This window comes from Cryobacterium sp. Hz9 (genome assembly GCF_004402825.1).
Lineage (GTDB): Bacteria > Actinomycetota > Actinomycetes > Actinomycetales > Microbacteriaceae > Cryobacterium > Cryobacterium gelidum.
In genome coordinates this window covers 35,299-57,650 of the sequence record NZ_SOFC01000023.1, presented here as the reverse complement: position 1 = coordinate 57,650, position 22,352 = coordinate 35,299, and the positions used below count along the sequence as shown (strand labels likewise).

The window sequence follows — 22,352 nt, the reverse complement described above, 5'->3', positions numbered from 1 at the left end:
ATGAACGAAACGACCGATTTCGAAGTTGGGATTCAACGACCATGACCACGGAAACCACTCCCGTGCCCTCGGCTCCCGCGTCTGCGGAACCGGAGATGCTCACCGGCTCTGGCGCGATCATTCGTACCCTCGAGCTGCTCGGCGTCACTGACGTCTTCGGCATCCCCGGCGGCGCCGTCATTCCGCTCTACGACGAGCTCATGACGCAAACCAAGATTCGCCACATTCTGGTACGCCACGAACAGGGCGCCGGCCACGCGGCTGAGGGCTATGCCTCCGCGACCGGACGCGTCGGCGTCGCTATTGCCACCAGCGGCCCGGGTGCCACCAACCTCGTCACCGCCATAGCGGACGCCTACATGGACTCGGTTCCGTTGCTCGCGATCACCGGCCAGGTGTTTTCCACTTCGATGGGAACGGACGCCTTCCAGGAGGCCGACATCATCGGTATCACCATGCCGATCACCAAGCATTCCTTTCTCGCCCGCCGCGCCGAAGAGATCCCGGCCGCGATCGCGTCGGCGTACCACATCGCTTCCACCGGCCGCCCCGGCCCGGTGCTCGTTGACATCACCAAGGACGCGCAGCAGAACCTGGCGCCGTTCATCTGGCCCCCCAAGCTCGACCTGCCCGGCTACCGCCCGATCGTCAAGGCCCATGGTAAGCAGGTGCAGGCCGCGGCCCAGCTGCTGCTGGCCGCGAAGAAGCCCGTGCTCTACGTCGGTGGCGGCGTCATCCGCGCCCACGCCTCGCCCGAACTGCTCGAGCTCGCTGAGTCGACCGGTGCACCGGTCGTGACGACACTGATGGCTCGTGGTGCCTTTCCTGACTCGCACCCGCAGCACCTCGGCATGCCGGGCATGCACGGCACGGTCCCGGCCGTGCTCGCGCTGCAGGAGAGCGACCTCATCATTTCGCTCGGAGCACGCTTCGACGACCGGGTGACCGGAAAGATCAGCGAATTCGCGCCCACCGCGAAGATCGTGCACGTCGACGTCGACCCGGCCGAGATCTCCAAGATCCGAATGGCCGATGTGCCCATCGTCGGTGATGCCAAGGACGTCATCGCTGACCTCATCCTGGCCTATGCGGATGCCGCCAAGGGCGCAGCACCCGACATCATCGTGCCAGACACCGCCGAGTGGTGGACCTACCTGCACGGCCTGAAAGAAGAGTTCCCGCTCGGCTTCACCGAGCCGACCGACGGACTGCTGGCCCCGCAATACGTGATCCAGCGTATCGGCGAGCTCACCGGTCCCGAGGCGGTCTATGCGGCCGGCGTCGGTCAGCACCAGATGTGGGCGGCGCAATTCATCAAGTATGAGCGACCCAACTCGTGGCTCAACTCCGGCGGCGCCGGCACCATGGGCTATTCCGTTCCAGCCGCGATGGGAGCCAAGGTCGCCGAGCCCGATCGGGTGGTCTGGTCGATCGACGGCGACGGCTGCTTCCAGATGACCAATCAGGAACTCGCCACCTGCACGATCAACAAGATCCCGATCAAGGTCGCGATCATCAACAACTCCTCGCTCGGCATGGTGCGCCAGTGGCAGTCGCTGTTCTACGACGGACGCCACTCCTTCACCGACCTCAACACCGGTCATGGAACCGCCATGGTGCCCGACTTCGTCAAAATGGCGGATGCCTATGGCGCGCTCGGAATTCGGGTCACCAGCAAGGACCAGGTGGATGACGCCATCAAACTGGCCCTCGCCACCAATGACCGGCCGGTCGTGATCGACTTCATCGTCAGCCCCGGTGCCATGGTCTGGCCGATGGTTCCGCAGGGAGTCAGCAACAGTTTTGTTCAGTACGCCAAAGACCACGCACCGACCTGGGAAGAAGAGTAACCGTGACGAGCCACGTTCTGAGTCTGCTCGTCGAGGACAAACCCGGCCTGCTCACGCGCGTCGCCGGCCTGTTCGCGCGTCGCGGCTTCAACATTGAAAGCCTCGCCGTGGGACACAGCGAGATTCCCGGCCTCTCCCGCATCACGATTCTCGTCGACGTCGACGACGTGCCACTCGAGCAGGTGACCAAGCAGCTCAACAAGCTGATCAACGTCATCAAGATCGTCGAGCTCGACGTGGCCCAGTCGGTGCAGCGCGAACATCTGCTGATCAAAGTCAAGGTCGACAACACCACCCGCTCGCAGGTACTCGAGGCGGTCAACCTGTTCCGGGCCCGCGTCGTCGACGTGGCCACGGACGCCGTCGTGATCGAGGTCACCGGCGACAGCGGCAAGACCCAGGCGCTGCTGCGGGTGCTCGAACCGTTCGGCATTCGGGAGCTCGCCCAGTCGGGTCTGCTGGCCATCGGCCGCGGATCGAAGTCGATCACCGAGCGCGTCTTCAAAAACTAACGTTTTCAGTTTTTCTAACCATCAATGCACGAGGAGAGATACACATTGTCTGAGATTTTCTACGACAAAGACGCCGACCTGACGATCATCCAGGGCAAGAAGGTGGCCGTCATCGGGTACGGCTCGCAGGGTCACGCCCACGCGCAGAACCTGCGCGACTCCGGCGTCGAGGTCAAGATCGGTCTGAAGGACGGCTCCAAGAGCACGGCCAAAGCCGAAGAAGCCGGCTTCACCGTGCTCTCCACAGCGGATGCCGCTGCCTGGGCCGACGTCATCGTCATCCTCGCTCCCGACCAGGTGCAGCGCCACCTCTACAAGGACGACGTGCTGCCGAACCTGAGCGCCGGCAAGGTGCTGGTGTTCGGACACGGCTTCAACATCCGTTTCGGCTACATCACCGCGCCGGACGGCGTCGACGTCGTCATGGTCGCGCCCAAGGGACCTGGCCACACCGTGCGCCGCGAATTCGAAGCCGGTCGCGGCGTTCCCGTGATCGTCGCGGTGGAGAAGGATGCCTCGGGCAACGCCTGGCCGCTCACCCTCAGCTATGCCAAGGCGATCGGTGGGCTGCGTGCCGCCGGAATCAAGACCACCTTCACCGAAGAAACCGAAACCGACCTGTTCGGCGAGCAGGCCGTGCTCTGCGGCGGTACTTCACAGCTGATCCAGTACGGCTTCGAGGTTCTCACCGAGGCCGGCTACCAGCCGCAGGTCGCCTACTTCGAGGTACTGCACGAGCTCAAGCTCATCGTCGACCTCATGTGGGAGGGCGGCATCGCCAAGCAGCGTTGGAGCGTGTCCGACACTGCCGAGTACGGCGACTACGTCTCCGGCCCGCGCGTCATCGACCCGAGCGTCAAGGAGAACATGAAGGCCGTTCTGGCCGACATCCAGAGTGGCGCGTTCGCCGAGCGTTTCATCGCCGACCAGGACAACGGCGGAGTCGAGTTCCTCGCCCTGCGCAAGAAGGGCGAAGAGCACCCGATCGAAGCCACCGGCCGCAGCCTGCGCAAGCTCTTCGCCTGGAACGCGTCAACCGACGACGACTACACCGACGGCTCGGTCTCGCGCTAAGGATCAGCTGAATCGATCCGCTGTACCTAGGGGACCCTCGTTCGCGAGGGTCCCTTTGTGCGCTACGCCTGAAAGACCGGTGAGTATGGCTGTCAACAGCATGAGCACACGCGCGTTGGGTGTATGGCGACGCCGCAGCGCGACGGCCGCCATGGTCGGCGTGCTGCTCTACGTTCTCGTCGACGTCGTACTGCAGTTTCTGCCGCCGCACTACAGCCCGATCAGCGACGCCGAGAGCAATCTCGCCGTCGGTCCCTACGGCTGGATGATGAACCTCAATTTTCTGGGCTGGGCGGTAACGTCGAGCGCCGCCGTCGGAGCACTTTTCGCGACGGCGCGCACGAATCATCCGGGTGCCCGCGTGCCCTGGCCCCGCCTCCTGGGTGCGGGCCTGGCACTGTTGGCGCTTGGCGGCGTCTGCTCGGGTGTGCTTGCCTTCTTCCCGACCGATGTGGTGACTGCAGAAAACGACGCAGCAGCGGTCACGGCCGATCAGGGCGTGGTCGCCGAGACAACGGCCGGTACTGTCCACCTCGTCGTGGCCACTGTGGGCTTTGTCGTCGCCTTGGTCGCGCTGGTGCTGCTCACCGCCTGGCTCTATCAGAGCGGACAGCTACCCGCGGCCCGGGGCCTGGCCCTCGCCTTCACCACCCTCGCCGTGCTGGGCCTGGTCTTTCTCGGGCTCAGCCTCACTGTGCAGCCCGCGCTGTTGGGGCTCGCCGAGCGTGTCTGCCTCCTCGGCATCCTGGGCTGGACATATTCGGTTGCCGGCGGCATCCGTCGTCTCGATCAGCCCAGCATGGAAAAACACGCGACCGACGATGAGTCGCACAGGCGATCGCGGTATACGTTCAGCGCACGTTCGCGCGGCTGAGCGCCCTGAAAGGGCAGTACGACCCCCGACAACCCGCTTCGGCTGAACCAAGACACTCCACCGGCGTCGAACGGCACTCCCTGGCCCAACACGTAGACTTTCAGTACGTTGGGGGCGAGAACATCGCTTTTTTCAGGTCCTGTGCCCGGATGCACAGCTGTGCCGCAGCGTGGCGGGCGTCTGTCACCAGATGTGCCACGCGCTGGGGGGCCATCCGCTTCACTCGCGTAAGGCCGGCACCACCATGACCTCAGGCAATTACACCGACGACGACAAGCTGGTCGCACCAGCAGCGCCAGGCGATGGCCCACTACCCAAGTGGAAGATCGTCGGCCCCGGCCTCGTCGTGGCCGCCACCGGTGTGGGAGCGGCCGATATGGTCGCTACCCTCGTGGCCGGCTCGCGCTACGGCTACGCCCTGCTCTGGGCGGTTATTCTCGGCGTGATCCTCAAGATCGTGCTGGTCGAGGGTGCCGGCCGATACACCCTCGCCACCGGCAAGACCATCTTTGAGGGCTGGCGGTCCCTCGGCAAATGGACCACCTGGTATTTCGGGCCGTACATCATGTTGTGGGGCTTCGTCTACGGGGCCACGGCCATGTCCTCGGCCGCCCTGCCCCTCGCGGCACTGTTCCCGGTCTTTCCACTGCCGGTCTGGGCCGTTCTCATGGGTCTCGCCGGTCTCACCATGGTCTGGTTCGGCCGCTACGCCTTCTTCGAGAAGGTCACCGCCGTGCTCGTGGGCATCATGTTCATCACGGTCGTCGGTCTCGCCGTCATCGCCGTGCCCAACTTTCCCGACATGCTCGCCGGCCTCGTGCCGATCATTCCCGAGGGCGGCGTGCTCTACACCCTCGCCCTGGCCGGCGGTGTCGGCGGGACCATCACCCTCGCCGCTTACGGCTACTGGCTGCGCGAAAAGGGCTGGTCCACCCCGCGCTGGATGAAAGTCATGCGCATCGACAACCGCATGGCCTACGTCATGACCGGCCTCTTCGTCGTCGCCATGCTCGTCGTCGGCGCCGAGGTGGTCGCCGCTGCCGGCATCACCCTGAGTGCGGGCGACAAGGGATTGCTCGACCTCTCCACGGTGCTCAACGAGAAGTACGGCGTCGTCGTCGGAACCGGGTTTCTGGTGGGCTTCTGGGCGGCATCCTTCTCATCGATCATCGGTGTGTGGAACGGCGTGAGCCTCATGTTCGCCGACTTCTGGGGCAACATGCGCGGCAAGAAGTCTGGCCACTCCGACACCCTCGTCGGTGGCAAATACTTCAAGTTCTACCTGTTGTGGCTCACCTTTCCGCCCATGATCCTGTTCCTGCTCGGCTCACCGATCGGCCTCATTCTGGCCTATGGCGTGCTCGGCGCACTGTTCATGCCGTTTCTCGCCGTCACCCTCCTCGGACTGTTGAACGGCAAGCGCGTCCCACGGGATTGGCGCAATAAGTGGTTCACGAATGTGGCGCTCGGAATCTGCGCGCTGCTTTTCATCGTGCTCGGAGTGCAGCAGCTGATCACGGCCCTGGCTCCGCTGTTCGGCTAGGTGGCAACCGGATACTCTGTATGAATGAACGCCACACGCGACGACGATGCGCTGAACTGGGCCGGTGACGATGATCCAACCCTGGCGCCGGGAGACAACGGCAAGGCAGCGCCGAACACGACCGCCCTGCCCGAGGGGTGGACCATCCCGCACCAGACGGTTTCGGCCAACCTCCCGGCCGCAACCGGCCAGACGACGGATGCTGACACCGCCGCAGCTGACACCGCCGAATCTGACACCGCCGAATCTGACGACGCCGCAGCTGACGACACCGAAGCGGACGGCGCGGCACTGAGCTCCGCCGCCCTGGTCGGCATGGGGATCCTGGCCGGCATGTACCTGCTCTATACGATCGGGTGGTTCATCGGGGTCGCACGTGGTGCAGCGCCCGTCGGCGACCCGGTCGCTGAATTCATGTTCTCGCTCGGCGCCTGGCTGGCGGTCGCAGCGCCCCTGGCCTGGTTCGGCGTCACCTGCTGGCTCACCAGGGGCCATCAGCGGGTCCGACTGGCCTGGCTGTTGATCGGGGTCGTCGTGCTCGCCCCGTTGCCCTTCATCATCGGATCGGGAACTGGCTCATGAGCAACGCACACAACGGCACCCGCGACGACGCCGACACGATCACGGCCAGCCGGCGTCAACCGCCGCGCTGGCTGCTGCTCGCTATCGCGCTCTTCCTCGGGCTGTTCTATGCCTACGACGTCTGGGAAGCCGTCGGCAACCTGGTCGGCCTGAACCTGCAAGCGCAGTCCCTCGATACCCAGCTGAGCGGCGTCGGCTGGGCAGTGCTGATTTTTGCCGTGGTCCTGCCGGTCCTGGTCTACACTCTGGCCTACTGGCTCGGACGCAATCGCGCCTTCGGAGTGCAGGCACTGACCCTCCTCGTCGGGCTCTGCGCGGTCGCCGCCGTTTCGCTCGACATTACCGCCGCGTTCACCCTGGGCCGATTGATCCTCTAGAAGTCAGAGCACCGCCAGAACGATCAGCACCATCAACGCCAGCTGCGCGATGAGCCGGGGAACCAGGGGAATCGCCACCCGCCCGAACCGTTTCGGGTGCCGTGCGGCATAGGCGTTGGCGGGAAACACCGCCGCGAGAAAGAGCACGAGCGCCCCGGCGGCCACCACCATGGTCGGGGGATACAACAATCCCAGGCCACCGGCCACTTCACACAGCCCCGTGAACACGACGAGATTGACCGGGCTGGCCAACCCCCTGGTGCGCAGGCGCGGCGGTATCATCGCCGCCATCGTGCGTTGCACCGAGGGGAAGAAGTGGGTGATACCGGCGCCGATGAAAATCAGCGCCAGAATCACGCGCAGCACCAGTTGGAGTCCGTCGATTACGTCGCTGCTCATTGGTCTATTGTGCAGCCGGTAGGGTGGGATCCGAGTAGCGCCCTTCGTCGCGCCACCGACAAATGCAATCTAAGGATCCGATTTTATTGTCGAAGCCCGTCGTCCTGATCGCCGAAGAACTTTCCCCCGCCACCGTCGATGCCCTCGGGCCCGACTTTGATATTCACCACGTCGACGGCACGGATCGCTCCGCGCTGTTCGCCGAGCTGGCCACCGCCCAGGCCGTCTTAGTGCGTTCTGCCACCAAAATGGATGCCGAAGCCATCACGGCTGCGCCCTTCCTCAAGGTCATTGCCCGCGCGGGCGTTGGCCTGGACAATGTAGACATCAAGGCTGCCACCGCGGCCGGCGTCATGGTCGTCAACGCTCCCACCTCCAACATCATCTCGGCTGCGGAGCTGACCGTCGGACACATTCTGAGCCTGGCCCGTCACATTCCGGCGGCCTCGGGCGCCCTCGCCGACGGACAGTGGAAGCGGTCCAAGTACACCGGCGTCGAGCTCTACGAAAAGACCATCGGCATCATCGGCCTCGGCCGGATCGGTGCTCTCATCACCTCCCGTATGCAGGCCTTCGGCACGAACGTCATCGCCTACGATCCCTACATCACCTCGGCCCGGGCCCAGCAGCTCGGTGTGACCCCGGTTACCCTCGACGAGCTGCTCGCGCAGTCTGACTTCATTACCATTCACATGCCGAAGACTCCCGAGACCACCGGCATGATCGGCGCAGCCCAGCTCAAGCTGATGAAGCCGACCGCGTTCGTCGTGAACGTCGCCCGCGGCGGACTCATCGACGAAGAGGCGCTGCACGAGGCCCTCGTCGCCGGTACCATCGCCGGCGCCGGCCTCGACGTGTTCGTCAGCGAACCGCCGACCGGCTCACCGCTGCTCGGACTGGACAACATCATCACGACCCCGCACCTCGGCGCTTCCACCGATGAAGCGCAGGAAAAGGCCGGCGTCTCCGTGGCCAAGTCGGTGCGCCTCGCGCTCTCCGGCGAGCTCGTTCCCGACGCGGTCAACGTGGCCGGCGGGGTCATCGACCCGTACGTGCGCCCCGGCATCCCGCTGGTGGAAAAGCTCGGCCAGGTATTCTCCGGCCTCGCCGCACACAGCCCGCTCACGAGCGTGGACATCGAGGTGCGCGGCGAGCTCGTCGAGTTCGACGTCAGTGTGCTCAAGCTCGCCGCGCTCAAGGGCATCTTCACCAACGTGGTCAGCGAAACCGTTTCCTACGTCAACGCTCCGCTGCTCGCCGAGCAGCGCGGTGTCACCGTGCGCATGCTCACCGACGCCGAATCGCCCGAGTACCGCAACGTGATCACCTTGCGCGGCGCCCTCGCCGACGGTTCTCAGGTTTCCGTCTCGGGTACCCTCACCGGTACCAAGCAGATCGAGAAGATCGTTGAGATCAACGGCTACGACGTGGAGGTTCCGTTCGCCAAGAACCTCATCGTCATGTTGTACGCCGACCGTCCCGGAATCGTCGCCGTCTACGGTCGCGAATTCGGCGAGGCCAACATCAACATTGCGGGCATGCAGATCGCCCGCCACGAGGCTGGCGGCAAGGCGCTCAGCGTACTGACCGTCGACTCCGAGGTTCCGGCCGGGCTGCTCGCCTCGGTGCGTGCCGCGATCGACGCCGAGATCATGGTGGAGATCGACCTCACCGACTGACACCCTGCGCCGTCGAATGCGGGCGTGAGAACGGATGCGAGTGGGCGCCTGCCATGCGGTCGCCCACTCGTGTGTCCGGGTGCTCGCTGCTCGCTGCTAGATGCAAGCCGCTAGGTGCTCGGAAGGAGTCGGCCGATCAGGGCGATCAGCCGGGTCATGGCCTCGTCCGTGTGAGTCGGTGGCGTCAGTTCGCGCTCGGCAAGCGAGCTGTTGACATAGAGACCGTCACTGATCAGCATGATCGCCTGGGCGGTATCCGTGTCGTGCACGGCGTCTTCGATCACCGAGAGCCAGCGTCGGCGAATCTCGGTGAGCACCTGCCTGGCGCGCAGATCCCGGCCCTGGGCGAGTCGAGACCCGGCGATGTAGGCACGGTCAAGCGGGCTGCCGGTATGCACCGAGGTGCGAATGAGGTAGTCGACCGGGCCGGCCGGGGCCGTGCGGATGTTTTCGGCGTCTTCGCGGGCGAGCGCAACGAGGCGGGCCAGCATGGCGTCGACCAGGGCGTCCTTCGACGCGAAGTGATACAGCAGTCCGCCCTTCGACACGGCGGCGGCGGCCGCCACGGCGTCAAGCGTCGCCGAGCGTTCCCCGCCCTCGACCAGCAGTTCCTCGAACGCGTCGAGAAGGCGATCCCGGGTGGGAACGGGCGGCGCGGCGGGATTTTTGGACATAAGGGCCATGGTAACGAACACGCAAACTGTCGGTGGGGCACACGAGCGGACTAGACAAGTATACCGTCTAGCCGGTACAGTAAAATCTATTGTCTTGATCAGGAGCCAGTCGAGCAAGAGCCGAGAAAGTGATGTAGATCGTGTCTGTCCCCGCTGTTCCCACTAACGCCATCGCGCTGACCGCCCGGGCAATCGGGGGAGCGGCATCCACCCTGCCGGAGCGGCAGGACCGTCGACGCTGGTGGGCGCTCGCCGTGCTGATGCTCCCGGTACTGCTCGTGTCGATCGACAACACCGTGCTCAACTTCGCGCTGCCGGCGATTTCAACGGCGACCCGACCGACCGGCGTGCAGCTGCTGTGGATGGTCGATATCTATCCGCTCGTGCTCGCCGGGCTGCTCGTGGCCATGGGCAGTCTCGGCGACCGCATCGGGCGACGCCGCTTGCTGCTCATCGGCTCCGTCGGATTCGGTGTGGTGTCGGTGTTCGCGGCGTTCTCGCCGAGCGTCGAGGGCCTGATCATCGCTCGGGCGGCGCTCGGATTCTTCGGTGCGATGCTCATGCCGTCGACCCTGTCGTTGCTGCGATCCACCTTTGTAGACCGTGACCAACGCCGCCTCGCTATTGCCATCTGGGCCACGGGCTTTGCGGCCGGCAGCGCGCTCGGCCCGGTCGTCGGAGGCATCCTGCTCGAGCACTTCGCCTGGGGCTCCGTGTTCCTGATCGCCGTGCCGGTCCTGTTGCCGCTGCTGGTGCTGGCACCGATCCTCGTGACCGAATCGCGCGATCCGAAACCCGGTCGCATCGACATTGTGAGCATCGCCCTGTCGCTGGGTACCATGTTGCCGATCGTGTACGGCATCAAGACCATCGCCGAGACCGGTGCGAACGTGCTCACCCTCGCTCCGGTGGTCCTCGGGCTGATTCTCGGACTGTGGTTTGTGCGCCGGCAGCTGCGCCTGCCCAACCCCATGCTCGACATGGGTCTGTTTCGACGCGGCGCGTTCAGCGGCGCCGTCGGTGTCAACCTGCTCAGCGTGACGGCCCTCGTCGGCTGTCTGTTCTTCATTTCGCAGCACCTGCAACTCGTGCTCGGACTCTCACCGCTCTCGGCCGGGCTCGTGCTGGTGCCCGGCCTGGCGGCGATGATCGTGGCCGGACTGCTGATCGTGCCGATCGCCCGCCGGGTGCGCCCGTCCCGGGTGGTGCCGATGGCGCTGCTGATATCGGTCGCCGGGTTCGCGTCGATCGCGCTGCGCGGTGGGCAGATCGATGCCGTCTCGATCGGTTTCGCTTTTGTTTTGCTCGGTATCGGAATCGGCGCTGCCGAGACCGTGTCCAACGAGTTGATCGTGGCGACCGCGCCGGCAGACAAGGCGGGGGCAGCATCCGCCGTATCGGAAACGGCCTACGAGCTGGGGGCGGTACTCGGAACAGCGGTGCTCGGCACCATTCTCACCGTGTCGTATCGCGCAGCGGTGCTCCTGCCCGAGGGCCTGAGCGCGGCCGAACGGGTTGCCGCCGGCGAAACACTCGGCGGAGCCGTGGCTGTCGCCGGGCACCTTCCGGCCGGTATGGCGGAGCAGCTGCTCGATTCGGCGCGGCATGCTTTCGACAGTGGTGTGGGACTGACCGCCTGGATCGGCGTTGCGCTCGTGCTCGCTGCGGCCGTCGTGGCGCTTGTCGCGCTTCGACGCGCTCGCTAGCCGCCGCCCACTAGATATCGTCGATCGAGCTCTCGCGGCGCGTGACCTGGTCGCCGTTCGCCGGATCGGCGATCGTGCGGGTCGTACTCACGCTGCTGCGACGGCGGGTCATCAGGACCAGGCCGAGGATCACCACGAGTGCGCCAGCCGCGAGCAGAATGTAGCCGATGAGCTGCAGATTGACTCCGGTGACGGTCAGGTCGAGTGCCCACACCAGGACGGCGCCGACGACCAGGAGAAAGATTCCAAGTCCGATACTCATGATTACCCACTTTCACTTGGTGGTGCGCTTCGCTCCAGCCTAGGCACTTCGGTGAGAAAGGTAAGGTTTGTCTATACGCAATCCAAGTTATTGTCGACCGGTTCGGAGTCGCATGTCTCGTACTATCAAACTCGCTGTCATTCCCGGAGACGGAATCGGACCGGAAGTTGTCGCCGAGGCCGTGAAGGTGCTCGCCGCTGTCACCGCCCGCGACGACGTCACGATTGACACGAGCACGTTTCAGCTGGGCGCCGCGCGGTTCCTCGAAACCGGGGACGTTCTCACCGACACCGACCTCGCGTCGATCCAGCAGCACGACGCCATCCTGCTCGGCGCTGTCGGTGGTGTCCCCGGCGATCCGCGCCTGAAGGACGCGAATATCGAGCGGGGGCTGCTGCTCGGCCTGCGCTTCGCACTCGACCACTACGTCAACCTGCGGCCGTGCACGATCTACCCCGGTGTCACGAGCCCGCTCGCGATCCCGGGCGTCGTCGACTTCGTCGTGGTTCGGGAGGGCACCGAGGGCCCCTATGTCGGCAACGGCGGCGCAATCCGCCGCGGTACCCCGCAGGAGGTCGCCAACGAGGTGTCCGTGAACACCGCCTACGGAGTCGAACGCGTCGTGCGGTACGCCTTCGAAGTGGCCCAGGGACGCGAGCGCAAACGACTCACCCTCGTGCACAAGACCAACGTGCTCGTCTTCGCCGGCAGCCTGTGGCAGCGCATCGTGAACGAGGTGGCTGCAGAGTACCCCCAGATTACGGTTGACTATCTGCACGTCGACGCGGCGACGATCTTCTTCGTGACAAATCCGAGTAGATTCGATGTACTCGTCACCGACAATCTCTTTGGCGATATCCTCACCGACTTGGCAGCGGCAATCAGCGGCGGCATCGGCCTGGCGGCCTCCGGCAATATCAACCCGACGGGTCGCTTTCCCAGCATGTTCGAGCCGGTGCACGGCTCGGCCCCCGATATCGCCGGCCAGCAACTCGCCGACCCGACCGCGGCCATCCTCTCGGTAGCGCTTCTGCTCGATCACCTCGGGCTGACGGATGCCGCGGCTCGCGTCAACGAGGCGGTGGCTGACGACCTGCTGCGTCGCTCCGAGAACGCCCCGCTACGACGCAGCACCGCTGAGGTGGGAGACGCCATCGTGACCCTATTGACAGACAAGGTACTCAAATGAGCAAGACCGACTCGACAGTGACTGACCCGCTGAGCTTCGCCCTCACGCCGTCGACCGACGCCCGCGCCGAAGTCGAACGCGAGGAGATTCTTGCCGACCCGGGCTTCGGCAAGCACTTCACCGACCACATGGTCACCATCGATTGGTCGATCGAGGCCGGTTGGCACGACGCCCGCGTCACGCCGTATGGCCCGCTGCTGCTCGATCCCGCCTCGTCGGTGCTGCACTACGGCCAGGAGATCTTCGAGGGCCTCAAGGCCTATCGGCACGCCGACAACTCGATCTGGACCTTCCGGCCCGAGAAGAACGCCGAGCGGCTGCAACGCTCGGCGCAGCGCCTCGCGCTGCCCGAACTCTCGACCCCGGACTTCGTCGAGTCGGTCAGGCAGATGATTGCCGTCGACGGCGACTGGGTGCCGTCCGCGCCCGAGACCAGCCTCTACCTGCGCCCGTTCATGATCGCCAACGAGAGCTTTCTCGGGGTACGCGCCGCCCACAAGGTGAGTTTCTACGTGATCGCAAGCCCGGCTGGTGCTTACTTCGCAGACGGCGTGGCCCCGGTGAAGATCTGGTTGTCGACCGAATACTCCCGCGCCGGTCGCGGTGGTACCGGCGCCGCCAAGTGCGGCGGCAACTATGCCGCCTCGCTGCTGCCCCAGATGCAGGCGTACGAGAATGGCTGCGCCCAGGTGCTCTTTCTCGACGGTGAGACCGGAACGAACGTCGATGAACTCGGCGGCATGAACGTGTTCTTCGTGCACGGCACCGACACGATTGTCACGCCTCGCCTGACCGGATCCATTCTCGAAGGCGTCACCCGCGACAGCATCATGCAGCTTGCCCGCGACCGCGGTATGACCGTGGAAGAGCGCGAAGTGACGCTGGCGGAGTGGCGTGAGGGCGTCGCATCCGGTGCCATCACCGAGGTTTTCGCCTGCGGAACCGCCGCCGTCGTCACCCCGATCGGCCAGCTCAAGGCCAGGGACTTCACGGTCGGTGAACCGGATGCCCCAGCGGGCGCGATCACGCTGTCGCTGCGCCAGGAGCTCACCGACATTCAGTACGGACGCCTGCCGGACCGTCACGGCTGGCTCACCCGCCTCGACTAAACTGAACCTTTTGGCCCCGCTTCGGCGAGGCTACGACAGGTGGGAACGAGACACGTGAAGATCGCACGATACAGCTACCAGGGTGCCATCGCGTTTGGCATCGTCGATGACGATGAACTGGTCGTTCTGACGAGTGACCCGATGTTCGCCGGATTCGACACGACCGGTGACCGGGTGGCCCTGGCCGACGTGAAACTGCTCGCTCCGGTGATTCCTCGCTCGAAGATCGTTGCGGTGGTGAATTCTTCGCCCGAACCTGCTTTCGTTCTGCGGCCGAATACCGCCGTCGTGGGCCCTGGCGATGCCATCGTGCTGCCGGCCGCCTCCGACCAGGTTGAGGTCGACGGCCAGCTCGCCATCATCATCGGCAAGATCGCCAAGAACGTCTCGGCAGCGGATGCCGCGAGTCGCGTCTTCGGGTACACCGTGGCAACGGTCGTGACTGCCGCCGACCTCGCCGAGCGCTCGGTAACCCGCGCCGGTGCCTTCGACACCTTCTTGCCGCTCGGACCGATCATCGAGACCGACTTCGACGCGGCGGCCACACCGTTGCGCGGGCTCATCAACGACGAGGAGTTCCAGGCGGTGGAATTCGGCGACGACGACGCGACCCCGACCGAGGAAACCGTTGCGGCGCTCGTCGCGTTCGCCTCGAGCGTGTTCACGCTGCTGCCGGGCGACGTGATTCTGGCCGGGCCGATGGACACGGCGGCAGCCGTCGTCGATGGCGACACGGTCTCGATGTCGATCGCCGGGATCGGAACGCTCGTGAACCCGGTGGTTCGCCCGGCCTGATGCGCGCGGCCTGCCGCGCGCGCCTGGAATGCGCGGGCACCAATCAGGGACGGAGAGCGGCGAGGGCCAGTGCCACGTCGTCTTCGTCGTTGAAGAGGTGGAAGGCGACGCGGGCGCGACCGGCCCGACCCGAGGCGGTGAGGCCGGCGGTGGTGAGGCGCGCGAGATCGCGGCCACCGGCATCCGGCCAGCTGATGATGGCCTGACCGAGTCGGGGCAGCCCCAGACCGTCAGAGAGGGCATGACCGAGGCCCACAGAGTGGGCGCGTACCTCGGCCAGATCGAGGCTGCGGAACAGGTCGATGGCCGGCTCGGCGCCGACCCAGGCGGGCCAGGCCGGTGACACGTCGAAGCTGCGGGCATTGGAAGCGAGCGTCATAGCCGGGCCGTAACAGGACGCCCACGGGTCGTCTCCGGCGTACCAACCCGCATTCACGGGGTGCAGGTGTGCAGCGAACGCTTCGGAGACGGTGAAGAAGGCCACTCCGCGCGGTGCGCCGAGCCACTTGTAGCTGTGGCAGATGGTCGCGTCGAACACGGCGGCGTCGACGGGCATCCACCCGGTCGCCTGGGTCGTGTCGCACAGGGTGAAAGTACCCGTGGCCCGCGCGGCCGCGGCAATGGCGACGCTGTCGGCCACGGTTCCGGTGGCGGACTGCACGAGCGAGAATGCCACCAGCCAGGTGTTCCTGGTGAGGCTCGCGGCGAGGTCGGCCAACTCCACCTGACGCACGATCACACCGCGGTGGGCCTGGGCCAGGAAGGGGAAGACCATTGAGCTGAAGTCGCCGATCGGCAGCACGACTTCGGCGCCGTCGGGGATGCTCACCGCGACCGTGCCGGCCATGACCGAGGTCTGCGATCCGGTCGCCACCCGATCGGGAGTGACGCCGACGAGCTCGGCATAGCCGGCACGCACTCGTTCGACCACCGCGCCGTAGTAGGAGGCGCAGGCCTCGCCGCGGGCCCAGGCCGCGGTATCGGCTCGCATCGCGGCGGTAGTGGCGATCGTCGGCAGCCCGAGGGTGCAGGCGGCGAGGTAGCCGCGACCAGCGGTGTAGCGGGTTCGGGCGTCGGCGAGGGTCACGGTGCTCGTGCGCGTCGGTGCGGAGATCATGAGTCCAGTCTTACCAAGAGCTATTCATGCGACAATGGCCAGTTTTCGATGCAATGTATAAGTTTTGGTTATGATTAGCGGCATGAGCCACCTGCCCGGGCAGAGTCCCGATCTCGATGCGCACGCCCTGCGGGTCGTTCGAGCGGTGAACGAAACCGGCTCCATCACTGCCGCCGCAGCTGCCCTGGGCTACAGCCAGCCGGCCGTGAGCCAGCAGCTCAACCGGCTCGAACGCCGGCTCGGCCTCGCCGTGGTCGAGCGGGTCGGCCGCGGCGTCCGCCTCACCGAGGCCGGCCTCGTGCTCGCCCGGCATGCCGTGACGGTGGCGAGCGCGCTCGATGCCGCAGCGGGGGAGATCGCCGAGCTTCAGGGGCTGCGCTCCGGGCTCGTGCGGCTGGCGGCGTTCCCGTCGGCATCCGCCACCCTGGTGCCGAGCCTCCTGGCGCGGATGAAAGCGCGGCACGCCGAGATCAGCATCACCTATCTGGAAGCTGAACCGCCCGAAGCCGTTTCCGCCGTGCGGGAGAACCGCGCCGACCTGGCCATCACGTTTAGCTACCCGGGGGACCGGGTGGATCCGCACCGGGCGAGCGCACAGGGACTGCGGGTGGCGACACTGCGCCGAGACGAGATGCTGCTCGTGCTTCCGGTCGGGCATCCGCTCGCCACAGGCGCACCCGGCGCCATTGACCGGCCCGCCGTCGATTATGCGGCCATTGATCTGGGTGATCTCGCCGACGAAAACTGGGTGGCCGGCTGTCCCCGCTGCCGCGGGCATCTGCTCGACCTCTGCGATCGCCGCGGATTCGCCCCGCGCATCTCTTATGAGACCGACAATGTCGCCGCCGTGTTCGGTCTGGTCGAGGCCGGTATCGGCGTCGCGTTACTGCCGGCCCTCGCGATCGAGTCGGTCGGCGCTCGCTCCGGTGTTGTGATTCGCGCCACGACGGGGCGTGACCATCGCACCCTCCACGCCGTGATGGCGGTCGGCGCCGAGCGCGTGCCGGCCGTGGCAGCCGCGCTGCGCGCGCTGGTCGGGATCTCCTCGCCCGTGGTCGGAGTGCCGCGCAACTAGAATCAAAAGTAATGTCTGACACCACTGCACACCCGTTTTCTACCGCCACCGGAACCGACGTTCGCGTGCGGTTCTGCCCCTCGCCAACCGGAACGCCCCACGTGGGCCTCGTTCGCACCGCCATGTTCAACTGGGCTTACGCCCGGCACACCGGCGGCACGATGATCTTTCGCATCGAGGACACCGATGCCACCCGCGACAGCGAGGAGAGCTTTCTGCAGCTCGTCGACGCCATGCGGTGGCTGGGACTCGACTGGGACGAAGGCGTGGATGTCGGCGGGCCCCAGGCGCCGTACCGCCAGTCCGAGCGCTACGACATCTACCGCGGCGTCATCGAGCAGCTGAAGACGAGCGGCCACATCTACGAGAGCTTCGTCACCGGCGAGGAGATCGAGGCCCGCAACGTGAACCTCGGCCGTGACCCGAAAATGGGCTACGACAACTTCGAGCGCGACCTGACCGATGAGCAGAAGGCCGCGTACCGTGCGGAGGGTCGGTCCCCGGCTCTGCGCCTGCGGGTGCCAGACACCCAGCTCTCCTTCGACGACCTCGTGCGCGGTGAGATCACCTTTCCGGCCGGCTCGTTCAGCGACTTCGTGGTCGTGCGTCCGAACGGGCATCCGCTCTACCCCTTCGTCAACCCGGTCGATGATGCTCTCATGGGCGTCACCCATGTGCTCCGCGGCGAAGACCTGCTCTCGTCGACCCCGCGCCAGATCGCGCTCTATCACGCGCTCATCGATATCGGCGTGACCACCTTCGTGCCCCGCTTCGGCCACCTGCCCTACGTCATGGGCGACAAGAACAAGAAGCTGTCCAAGCGTGACGCCGAAGCGAATCTGTTTCTGCACCGCGACCGCGGGTTCATTCCCGAAGGCCTGCTCAACTACCTCGCGCTGCTCGGCTGGTCGCTCACCCACGACCGCGATGTGTTCTCGATCGACGAGTTTACGGCCGCGTTCGACGTCGTGAACGTCAACCCCAACCCGGCCCGATTCGACCTCAAGAAGGCCGAATCGATCAATGGCGACCATATTCGCCGGCTCTCGGCTGCTGACTTCGCCGCCCGGCTGGTGCCCTACCTGGTGACCGCCGGAGTGCTTGGAGAGACCCCGACCGAGGCCGACCTGGCCTTGCTCGCCCAGGGGGCGCCGCTCATCCAGGAGCGCATCGCGCTCCTCGGCGAAGCGCCCGCCATGCTCGGTTTTCTGTTCGTTTCCGGCGACGATCTGACCCTCGAAGCGGATGCAATCGCCTCGCTCCCGCAGAACGCCGCCGACATTCTCGGTGCATCACGCACCGCCCTCGAAAGCATTCCAGAATCGGAATGGGGCACCGACCGGGTGCACACGCTGCTCACCGAGACCCTCATCGAGGGGCTGGGCCTCAAGCCGCGCGTCGCCTTCGGACCGCTGCGCGTCGCGCTATCGGGCCGCAAGATCTCCCCGCCGCTGTTTGAATCCATGGAAATTCTTGGACGGGCCGAGACCCTGGGCCGCCTCGATCGGGCGCTGGCCGTGACCACTTCTGCCTGACTTCGTGGTCGGGGCCGGTGAGACTCGCCGAGGAGCGCCTCGGTTTGGCCTCTCCGGCCCGAGTGGGCTAGGCTACTACTCGGCCCGATCTTCGGATTAGGCATTGGGGTATGGTGTAATTGGCAACACGGATGATTCTGGTTCATTTGTTCTTGGTTCGAGTCCAGGTACCCCAGCACTAACAGGCGCAGGATTCCGCGGCGAAATCACTTATCGCCCAACCTGTCCGACAGGCCTGAAACAGGCCGAATAACCGTAAACTACACCAAAAACCCCCTCGGGGACTGTTTGGGCGTTGTTCTGCCCGGCCCAATACGGCCCTGTCCTGGCCCGGTCGGACTACTCACGAGTTCCCTGGCGCACCTAGTGTGCATGGACGCGACGACGCAAATCACTCCCACGTTTCTCACCCAGCGCGAACTTTCCGAGCTGCTGCGACTATCCGAGCGCACGCTTGAGGACTGGCGCCTTATGCATGCCGGACCGTCCTATATCAAGCTCGGCCGGCATGTGCCGTACGACGTGCAGGACGTGCTCACCTGGAGGCAAAACAACCGCCATGGTTAGACCACAGATCGCCGCCGGCGAAGTGGGCTCCATCGACGTGCGACAACTGGCCAGTGGCCGATATCGTGCCCGTGCCACCAACCGCGACGACAGCGGGGCTCTGCACCGCCTCGCTGTGACCGCCGACACCCGGGACGAAGCTATCGCCGAGATCCATCGACAAGCGAGGGCGATGGCCACGGGTGGTGCCGGAGCGCTTTCGCCGTCGAGCACCGTCGCCGACAAGGTCGAGCTCTGGTTGTCACAAGTACTCACCCGCGCCAAAGCGGGCAGCCTGTCGTACTCGACCTACGAATCGTACGAGACAACGGCCCGTGTGATCATCGTGCCGCGGTGTGGGGGAGTGCGGCTCGACCACCTGACCGTCGGTCGCTGCGACCGTATTTTGCAGCGGATTTTGGAGGAAGAAACGATCTCGAAAGCCCGGCGAGCCCGCGCGGTGTTGAGCCTTCTCTGCGGCTACGCCGTGCGCGACGACGCCATGCCCCAGAACCCCGTGCGCGACGTTCAACGCCTGCCGATGTCACCGCGCAAGGAATCCGCCCTCACGCCGGTGCAGATCACCGGCATTCGCGGGCGCATGCAAGTGTGGCGGCTCACACGCGATGATGGCCCACGACCCAACTACCGTGCCCTGATCGATGGCATGGACATCATGCTGGGCACCTCGGTGCGCATCGGCGAGTGCATCGGCCTGCGTCGCTGCGACGTGGACATGACGACTCAGCCGCCGACCCTCATCGTCAGCGGCACAATCGTCAGCACCAAGGCGCAAGGAACGCACCGGAAGAATTCTCCCAAGCGCTCTCGACAACGACGGAGCATTGCGCTTTCGTCCATGGCAGCAGCGGCCGTGCGCCGCCGTCTGGCGCTTGCCGAACCCGACTCAGAGACGTTCCTGTTCCCCACCCGAACTGGCCGCTCGCTGAGCGTCAGCAACTACGAGCGCCTGCTTCGCGCATTCGTCGAGGACGAGCGCATCCAGCTGTTCAAATTCGGCGTTGATGTCGACGAGCACACGACGCACATCTACCGGCGCACGGCCGCGTCGCTAATCGAGCGAGCGGCTGAGATCACACTCGCCTCCCGACTTCTCGGCCATGCGAATGAGCAGATCACCCGTAACAGCTACATGGTCACGGCCGACATGGTCGACCTGATAACGGCGGAGATCCTTGATGGGGTGCTCGGTGCGTGACTGCCTTCGGCTCAGCAACGGACAACACACCCTTGACAGGGGCTGAGCATGTCGATCCAATCGAAGGAATACCTGATCGGTTTGGCTCGGACCCTTGAAAACGGTGAGGTTAGGTATGGAGTACGGCCCTCTCTAAGCCGTATAGCTCGCGGAGCTTACGACGGCCGCAAGGCTAGAACCGCTCCGAGTCTGCAGTGGCTGCGTTTATGCCATAGACGCCACGCGCCCAGGGGTGCGGTTTCGGTCCTCGAATACCGACGCTACGCGCCCAGCGATAGCCACTGCCTCGGTTGATGCCAAACTCAGCCGAGGCAGCAATCACGTCACCAAGTCGCTCCAGCAAAGCCAGAAAAAACGCCTTGTCCGTGCTCAGATTCTTCACGTCGGTCGAGGGCTCATTCGACAGGTTTGACATGGTCATACAAACTCGCGAAAGTCTGGTGTTGCAACGTTCACTCGAACCCAAGGCGATACTGGCCCTATTTTCAGTTGGCGTGAACGTGAGGGTCCCCTGGCCGGATTATTTGTGTCTTGAGGCTCTCTAGTGCAAACTCCGGCACGTCTGGCTTCTCGCTTATGGCGACTTCCAGATACTGAGCTATCCAGAGTTTGAGATCTCAGTCGCCCTCCCTAGGGAGGCCGTAGCTGGCGAAGTCCGCTGGTTTCAGAGGGATTCCGGACGCAGGCACAGTTTCGAGTGTCAGCGCTCTTTGAAAAGTAGGCCATTTTCGCACTTTGAAAAGTAGACCACCCACCACGATTGGATGGGTGATTACAGTGCAGGATTGGGCAGAGATTCGGCACCTTCACGTCAGTGAAGGCATGTCGGTGCGGGCGATTGCGAAGCAGCTGGGATTGTCACGGACGACGGTCACCCGAGCGGTTCATTCGGCCGGACCGCCGCAGTATCGTCGAGATCCATGTTCGGAGGTTGCCGTTTGCCTCGGGGTCACCGACGTCGTGCCCGCATCAGGAGGGTGCTTCACTTCCCCGCCCAATACTGGGACTTAAAGTCGTCCGGAAGGTCATTGTTGTATGGCGACGCGTAGGCCGGTCCTTGTCCCGGATTTGGGGACCACCACGTGACCATAGTGTCATCGGTGACGGTTGAATCATCTGAGATCTCGGTGTAGAAGTTCGCCGGCGTGGTCTTGCGGAACGCTTGCAACGTTTCCGGCGCGTCGCTCAGAGCTCCGAAATACTCGAAGGTCCCAGGGTCGCCGTCAACGCCGAAACCCGTTTCCCCGCACGCTCGATTAATCCCGACTAGATAACTGCGCCAGTTGTTGCCGCTGCGGACGCCATCGACAGAAGTTTCAATTAGCTGACCCAGACTGCTCCCTGTTCCCCCTTCGAGGTAATACAGCTGCCTTTCATTCGGGTCGAAATCTGCGTCGGGCGCGGACTCAGCATTCGCGATGTTAGGGCCTTGCAGCGTTACGGTCGTCCCCGAAGAGGTCGTTATCTTCAAGTTCGCATTTGGCAGGCAACTCATCACCGAATACAAAATGATCTGGTCGCTCGTGTCCACAACGGCAGTTGAGGCGACGTCTTGTCGCACGTAGGTCTTCTGTACCCAGTTCTGGTCACCGGGGACGGGCTCCGACTTAATAGGATCACCGAAGATTTCGACGAGATTTGACCCAGGCTGGCCAACATGAATTGATGCGGCACGCAGTGCTGTCGCACTGGCGAGTACCGGCGGTGCCGGTTCCGGCTGTGGTGTGAGCGCAACGACTAGGGCCACGATTGCGGCCAGGCTAGCCAGAAATACAACACCCCCGTTTATCAAAGCAACGACCGGGTGTTGGATGAAAGCCACGAGTTTCGAGGGTTCCTTGTGATTTGGCTCGCCCACTGGCTGAACTCGCTCAGTTGGATCTCTCTGAATTGGAGTTGAAACGGATGGATTTGTTGGCACTAGCTTCGGCCCTACCGGCTCTGGTTTAGCAGTCGCACGCTTCACGTCGCGATTGTTTCCTGGTCTATTGGGCACTATTTTGCGATTCGCCAAGGCTCTCCTAACGGACGAAAGGCCACAGGACGTCCTACGGCGTTTTCCCAGGTGCGAGGTCATCGTAGCGGGCGCCGCTGCTTCTGCAACGCTTGACCGGGTTTTTTCTGCAACCGGCTGGTCTGCGAGGTGATACGCCTACAGGATGAATCCGGTCAGAAAGGAGCTTTGGGCATCCAACGAGCGATCCCACTTGAGTGCGAGCGACTGTGCGGCGCTCT

At 64.6% G+C, this 22,352-nt stretch carries 23 protein-coding genes and 1 tRNA gene; 18 read left to right on the top strand and 6 right to left on the bottom strand.

Going from position 1 to position 22,352, the window contains the following annotated elements:
• Positions 1-41: 41 nt before the first annotated feature.
• The 7 genes from E3N85_RS12755 to E3N85_RS12725 all read left to right on the top strand — a co-directional run bounded on the left by E3N85_RS12755 (position 42) and on the right by E3N85_RS12725 (position 6,812).
• Positions 42-1,850 carry an acetolactate synthase large subunit gene (locus tag E3N85_RS12755; protein WP_134463749.1) on the top strand — a complete coding sequence of 603 codons (1,809 nt, stop codon included), beginning with the start codon at positions 42-44 and terminating at the stop codon, positions 1,848-1,850.
• Positions 1,851-1,852: 2 nt separating this feature from the next.
• Positions 1,853-2,362 (top strand): acetolactate synthase small subunit, encoded by a 510-nt coding sequence (ilvN, locus tag E3N85_RS12750; protein ID WP_134463747.1) that lies wholly within the window; start codon positions 1,853-1,855, stop codon positions 2,360-2,362.
• Between the two features lie 45 nt (positions 2,363-2,407).
• On the top strand, positions 2,408-3,436 hold the full coding sequence (gene ilvC / locus E3N85_RS12745; RefSeq protein ID WP_134463745.1) for a ketol-acid reductoisomerase: 1,029 nt from the start codon (positions 2,408-2,410) through the stop codon (positions 3,434-3,436).
• 100 nt (positions 3,437-3,536) lie between these two features.
• Entirely contained in the window at positions 3,537-4,310 is a 774-nt protein-coding gene (locus E3N85_RS12740; RefSeq protein WP_166783957.1) for a DUF998 domain-containing protein, read from the top strand.
• Positions 4,311-4,554: 244 nt separating this feature from the next.
• A complete protein-coding gene (locus E3N85_RS12735; protein WP_134463741.1) occupies positions 4,555-5,853 on the top strand; it encodes an Nramp family divalent metal transporter in 1,299 nt (432 codons plus the stop codon).
• A gap of 24 nt (positions 5,854-5,877) precedes the next feature.
• Positions 5,878-6,435, top strand: coding sequence for a hypothetical protein (locus E3N85_RS12730; protein ID WP_134463739.1), 558 nt, complete (start codon positions 5,878-5,880; stop codon positions 6,433-6,435).
• Complete coding sequence (locus tag E3N85_RS12725; protein ID WP_134463737.1) at positions 6,432-6,812, top strand: hypothetical protein; 381 nt, start codon at positions 6,432-6,434, stop codon at positions 6,810-6,812. The genes E3N85_RS12730 and E3N85_RS12725 overlap by 4 nt, the downstream gene beginning before the upstream one ends.
• A gap of 3 nt (positions 6,813-6,815) precedes the next feature.
• On the opposite strand, the gene E3N85_RS12720 is transcribed toward E3N85_RS12725, so the two are convergent.
• On the bottom strand, positions 6,816-7,211 hold the full coding sequence (locus tag E3N85_RS12720; protein WP_134463735.1) for a DoxX family membrane protein: 396 nt from the start codon (positions 7,209-7,211) through the stop codon (positions 6,816-6,818).
• A gap of 86 nt (positions 7,212-7,297) precedes the next feature.
• Between E3N85_RS12720 and serA the strand changes: the two genes are divergently transcribed.
• Positions 7,298-8,890, top strand: a complete 1,593-nt coding sequence (serA, locus tag E3N85_RS12715) for a phosphoglycerate dehydrogenase (protein WP_134463733.1) — start codon at positions 7,298-7,300, stop codon at positions 8,888-8,890.
• Positions 8,891-9,000: 110 nt separating this feature from the next.
• On the opposite strand, the gene E3N85_RS12710 is transcribed toward serA, so the two are convergent.
• Complete coding sequence (locus E3N85_RS12710) at positions 9,001-9,564, bottom strand: TetR/AcrR family transcriptional regulator (protein ID WP_134463731.1); 564 nt, start codon at positions 9,562-9,564, stop codon at positions 9,001-9,003.
• Between the two features lie 176 nt (positions 9,565-9,740).
• On the opposite strand from E3N85_RS12710, the gene E3N85_RS12705 reads away from it, so the two are divergent.
• Positions 9,741-11,270 (top strand): MFS transporter, encoded by a 1,530-nt coding sequence (locus E3N85_RS12705; protein WP_370289364.1) that lies wholly within the window; start codon positions 9,741-9,743, stop codon positions 11,268-11,270.
• A gap of 10 nt (positions 11,271-11,280) precedes the next feature.
• Here the strand turns inward: E3N85_RS12705 and E3N85_RS12700 are convergent, their stop codons facing one another.
• Complete coding sequence (locus E3N85_RS12700; RefSeq protein ID WP_134463729.1) at positions 11,281-11,532, bottom strand: DUF6458 family protein; 252 nt, start codon at positions 11,530-11,532, stop codon at positions 11,281-11,283.
• 112 nt (positions 11,533-11,644) lie between these two features.
• Here E3N85_RS12700 and E3N85_RS12695 point away from each other — a divergent pair, with 112 nt between their 5' ends.
• The 3 genes from E3N85_RS12695 to E3N85_RS12685 are packed head-to-tail and all read left to right on the top strand — an operon-like array spanning position 11,645 to position 14,625.
• Complete coding sequence (locus E3N85_RS12695; protein WP_134463727.1) at positions 11,645-12,721, top strand: 3-isopropylmalate dehydrogenase; 1,077 nt, start codon at positions 11,645-11,647, stop codon at positions 12,719-12,721.
• The gene (locus E3N85_RS12690; protein WP_134463725.1) at positions 12,718-13,830 is read left to right on the top strand and encodes a branched-chain amino acid aminotransferase; all 1,113 of its coding nucleotides are present in this window, start codon (positions 12,718-12,720) and stop codon (positions 13,828-13,830) included. The genes E3N85_RS12695 and E3N85_RS12690 overlap by 4 nt, the downstream gene beginning before the upstream one ends.
• Before the next feature lie 54 nt (positions 13,831-13,884).
• The gene (locus E3N85_RS12685; RefSeq protein WP_134463723.1) at positions 13,885-14,625 is read left to right on the top strand and encodes a fumarylacetoacetate hydrolase family protein; all 741 of its coding nucleotides are present in this window, start codon (positions 13,885-13,887) and stop codon (positions 14,623-14,625) included.
• Between the two features lie 43 nt (positions 14,626-14,668).
• On the opposite strand, the gene E3N85_RS12680 is transcribed toward E3N85_RS12685, so the two are convergent.
• A complete protein-coding gene (locus E3N85_RS12680) occupies positions 14,669-15,742 on the bottom strand; it encodes an aminotransferase class V-fold PLP-dependent enzyme (RefSeq protein WP_134463721.1) in 1,074 nt (357 codons plus the stop codon).
• A gap of 82 nt (positions 15,743-15,824) precedes the next feature.
• Here E3N85_RS12680 and E3N85_RS12675 point away from each other — a divergent pair, with 82 nt between their 5' ends.
• From E3N85_RS12675 to E3N85_RS12655, 5 genes are all read left to right on the top strand, one after another.
• Positions 15,825-16,817: a LysR family transcriptional regulator gene (locus tag E3N85_RS12675; protein ID WP_134463719.1), complete on the top strand. Its 993-nt coding sequence runs from the start codon at positions 15,825-15,827 to the stop codon at positions 16,815-16,817.
• Between the two features lie 11 nt (positions 16,818-16,828).
• Positions 16,829-18,352 (top strand): glutamate--tRNA ligase, encoded by a 1,524-nt coding sequence (gltX, locus tag E3N85_RS12670; protein ID WP_134463717.1) that lies wholly within the window; start codon positions 16,829-16,831, stop codon positions 18,350-18,352.
• A gap of 104 nt (positions 18,353-18,456) precedes the next feature.
• A tRNA-Gln gene (locus E3N85_RS12665) sits at positions 18,457-18,528 on the top strand.
• Between the two features lie 196 nt (positions 18,529-18,724).
• Entirely contained in the window at positions 18,725-18,919 is a 195-nt protein-coding gene (locus E3N85_RS12660; RefSeq protein WP_134463715.1) for an AlpA family transcriptional regulator, read from the top strand.
• A complete protein-coding gene (locus tag E3N85_RS12655; RefSeq protein WP_134463713.1) occupies positions 18,912-20,117 on the top strand; it encodes a site-specific integrase in 1,206 nt (401 codons plus the stop codon). Before E3N85_RS12660 ends, E3N85_RS12655 begins: the two co-directional genes overlap by 8 nt.
• 172 nt (positions 20,118-20,289) lie before the next feature.
• Here E3N85_RS12655 and E3N85_RS12650 read toward each other — a convergent pair whose 3' ends face one another.
• Entirely contained in the window at positions 20,290-20,538 is a 249-nt protein-coding gene (locus tag E3N85_RS12650; RefSeq protein WP_134463711.1) for a hypothetical protein, read from the bottom strand.
• 347 nt (positions 20,539-20,885) lie between these two features.
• On the opposite strand from E3N85_RS12650, the gene E3N85_RS17180 reads away from it, so the two are divergent.
• Positions 20,886-21,128 (top strand): helix-turn-helix domain-containing protein, encoded by a 243-nt coding sequence (locus E3N85_RS17180; RefSeq protein WP_166783956.1) that lies wholly within the window; start codon positions 20,886-20,888, stop codon positions 21,126-21,128.
• On the opposite strand, the gene E3N85_RS12640 is transcribed toward E3N85_RS17180, so the two are convergent.
• On the bottom strand, positions 21,100-21,939 hold the full coding sequence (locus E3N85_RS12640; RefSeq protein ID WP_134463707.1) for a hypothetical protein: 840 nt from the start codon (positions 21,937-21,939) through the stop codon (positions 21,100-21,102). The two genes, E3N85_RS17180 and E3N85_RS12640, sit on opposite strands and share 29 nt — an antisense overlap.
• Between the last annotated feature and the right edge of the window lie 413 nt (positions 21,940-22,352).

Excerpts from the sequence above, each read along its gene's own strand:
- E3N85_RS12755 (WP_134463749.1), top strand. The coding sequence starts at position 42 with ATGACCACGGAAACCACTCCCGTGCCCTCGGCTCCCGCGTCTGCGGAA.
- E3N85_RS12740 (WP_166783957.1), top strand. The coding sequence starts at position 3,537 with ATGAGCACACGCGCGTTGGGTGTATGGCGACGCCGCAGCGCGACGGCC.
- E3N85_RS12735 (WP_134463741.1), top strand. The coding sequence starts at position 4,555 with ATGACCTCAGGCAATTACACCGACGACGACAAGCTGGTCGCACCAGCA.
- E3N85_RS12730 (WP_134463739.1), top strand. The coding sequence starts at position 5,878 with ATGAACGCCACACGCGACGACGATGCGCTGAACTGGGCCGGTGACGAT.
- E3N85_RS12725 (WP_134463737.1), top strand. The coding sequence starts at position 6,432 with ATGAGCAACGCACACAACGGCACCCGCGACGACGCCGACACGATCACG.
- E3N85_RS12720 (WP_134463735.1), bottom strand. The coding sequence starts at position 7,211 with ATGAGCAGCGACGTAATCGACGGACTCCAACTGGTGCTGCGCGTGATT.
- E3N85_RS12710 (WP_134463731.1), bottom strand. The coding sequence starts at position 9,564 with ATGTCCAAAAATCCCGCCGCGCCGCCCGTTCCCACCCGGGATCGCCTT.
- E3N85_RS12700 (WP_134463729.1), bottom strand. The coding sequence starts at position 11,532 with ATGAGTATCGGACTTGGAATCTTTCTCCTGGTCGTCGGCGCCGTCCTG.
- E3N85_RS12695 (WP_134463727.1), top strand. The coding sequence starts at position 11,645 with ATGTCTCGTACTATCAAACTCGCTGTCATTCCCGGAGACGGAATCGGA.
- E3N85_RS12690 (WP_134463725.1), top strand. The coding sequence starts at position 12,718 with ATGAGCAAGACCGACTCGACAGTGACTGACCCGCTGAGCTTCGCCCTC.
- E3N85_RS12680 (WP_134463721.1), bottom strand. The coding sequence starts at position 15,742 with ATGATCTCCGCACCGACGCGCACGAGCACCGTGACCCTCGCCGACGCC.
- E3N85_RS12675 (WP_134463719.1), top strand. The coding sequence starts at position 15,825 with ATGAGCCACCTGCCCGGGCAGAGTCCCGATCTCGATGCGCACGCCCTG.
- gltX (WP_134463717.1), top strand. The coding sequence starts at position 16,829 with ATGTCTGACACCACTGCACACCCGTTTTCTACCGCCACCGGAACCGAC.
- E3N85_RS12660 (WP_134463715.1), top strand. The coding sequence starts at position 18,725 with ATGGACGCGACGACGCAAATCACTCCCACGTTTCTCACCCAGCGCGAA.
- E3N85_RS12655 (WP_134463713.1), top strand. The coding sequence starts at position 18,912 with ATGGTTAGACCACAGATCGCCGCCGGCGAAGTGGGCTCCATCGACGTG.
- E3N85_RS12650 (WP_134463711.1), bottom strand. The coding sequence starts at position 20,538 with ATGACCATGTCAAACCTGTCGAATGAGCCCTCGACCGACGTGAAGAAT.